Annotated in this window: 3 protein-coding genes; all 3 read left to right on the top strand. The window is 24.9% G+C overall.

Translation table 4 applies throughout. The features are described 5' to 3' along the window. On the top strand, positions 1-849 hold an 849-nt coding region (locus tag C6B38_RS02745; protein ID WP_146693277.1), incomplete at its 5' end, for a type IV secretory system conjugative DNA transfer family protein. A gap of 37 nt (positions 850-886) precedes the next feature. After that, positions 887-1,066, top strand: coding sequence for a hypothetical protein (locus C6B38_RS02740; RefSeq protein ID WP_105298570.1), 180 nt, complete (start codon positions 887-889; stop codon positions 1,064-1,066). Between the two features lie 385 nt (positions 1,067-1,451). Then, positions 1,452-1,706 (top strand): hypothetical protein, encoded by a 255-nt coding sequence (locus C6B38_RS02735; RefSeq protein ID WP_105298569.1) that lies wholly within the window; start codon positions 1,452-1,454, stop codon positions 1,704-1,706. Positions 1,707-1,983: the final 277 nt, after the last annotated feature.

Raw genomic sequence — 1,983 nt, 5'->3', positions numbered from 1 at the left:
TTTGATTTTACCGAACCTTATTATAGAGATAAGGCAAAACATTACTTATTAATTTTATTAGATGTTATATTAAAAAATAAAATTGATATTACTTTAAACAATATTATTGAATACTTTAATATTGAAAAATTATTAAAGTTAGTTAATGTTAAAAGTGTAAATTATGATATGCTTACCAATAATTTTGCAGAAAAAGAAATATCAGGGATGATTAGTAAACTTGATATTACTAATATGCAATTAAATAATTCGCTTAGCAAAAATAATAGTTTATTTGAATTGATTACTAAACATAAAACAATTTTTTTTAGTATAAATTCATTGAAATATCCCGAACTGGCGGGTTCGGTTGGTAAAATCATTATCCAAGACTTAAAAGAATTAACTACCCTAAAACCAGTTAATCAAAAAATTAACATTGTTTTAGATGAGTTTAATGTCTTTGCTGGTGAAACCATTATTAACTTGATAAATAAGTCGCGTAGTTTTAATTATCAATGTTTCTTGTCATTTCAAACAATCAATGATTTAAAAACAAACAATATGAATTTAACAGATACCATTTTTGGAAATGTTAGCACTATTGTTTGTCATAACATTAAAGACCCGACCACGGCGGAATATGTTGCTAGTGTTTTTGGTACCCAAGAAACCGAAAAACTAACTCGCCAACTTGATTTTAAAAATAACACAGCTGATATGGGGTCGGTGCGTTCGGTGGATGAGTTTATTGTTCATCCCAACGACCTTAAAACCCTTAAAATTGGTGAATGCTATTTAAAAACAACGCTACCAAGTGGCAAGTTATTTATTAAAAAAATTGAGGTTAACTCTAATTTTATATTATAATATACAGAGTTAGAAAAATGGAAGGGAAATATTAACTATGAAAAAATTAATAAATTTATTAAATGTATTAACCATTACTGGAACAGCAATGCCAAATATTATCGCAGCAAGTAGTTATGAACGCCACAAACGCCAAACACCACCAAGCTTACAAGATATTATTACAACAGTTAATATTGGTGAAATTGAAATCAATGATCAAGACCATATTTTTTAGAAAGTATTGTAATTGAAAATATTACAAGAAATACTGCAATAATTAGAGTAAATGAAGGTTTAATCCCAAGGAATATTAGATTTACATTAAATTTTACAGTTCAAAGATTAACGCTTTCAACAGTTATTACAAATATAAAATTAGGGAATATAATTAATAATTCTCGTATTAATATTTATAATGAATTATTAAGACTAAATCCTAAAATACGTACTTTAGCTCCATCAATTAATTATTTATCAGTTACTAATGTAACACAAAATTCAGCAATAAAATAATAAGAAACGAAGATACCCTAGAAACTGTAACAGTAAATTTTAATACCAATAGATATTCAATAGCATCCAGATTAACTGTTACTGATTTAGGTGAATTACCAAATAATTTGCCAAGCACTATTTTAAATGAAATTTTAAGATTAAATCCAAATATAGATATAAATTGTATAAGAAGTATTTCTAATATTACAAGTAATTCAGCAATAGCTTGAGGATATTTAGAACATGATACCTATATTGATAATAATGGTTATGCTCATTTATGACATGATACTATTAATGTTTCTTTTAGTTTAAAACAAGAAAATATTTATGCGACATTAAAACGAATAGAAAATCATTCTACACAACAATATAAATAATTATACTTTTTTTAAAATGTCATAGTAAATATTTATGTTATTTAAAAACCACTCTTCCGAGTGGTAAGTTATTTATTAAAAAATACAAGTTGACCCTACTTGTTTAGATAGTTTAATTCAACATTTAAATAAGTAATAAATTATGTTAAAATTTATTTAGACACTTATTTATAAATTCCTTTTAAATAAAAGGTAACGGTTCAAAGTGTCATAATCATTTATTTTATTTTGTTTAACAGTAACTCCTGTTAAATCTTTAATCATTTTTTAGTGCATT

The organism is Spiroplasma sp. ChiS (assembly GCF_002968355.1).
Classification (GTDB): Bacteria; Bacillota_I; Bacilli_A; order Mycoplasmatales; family Mycoplasmataceae; genus Spiroplasma; species Spiroplasma citri.
This window is presented reverse-complemented; position numbering and strand designations above follow the sequence as displayed.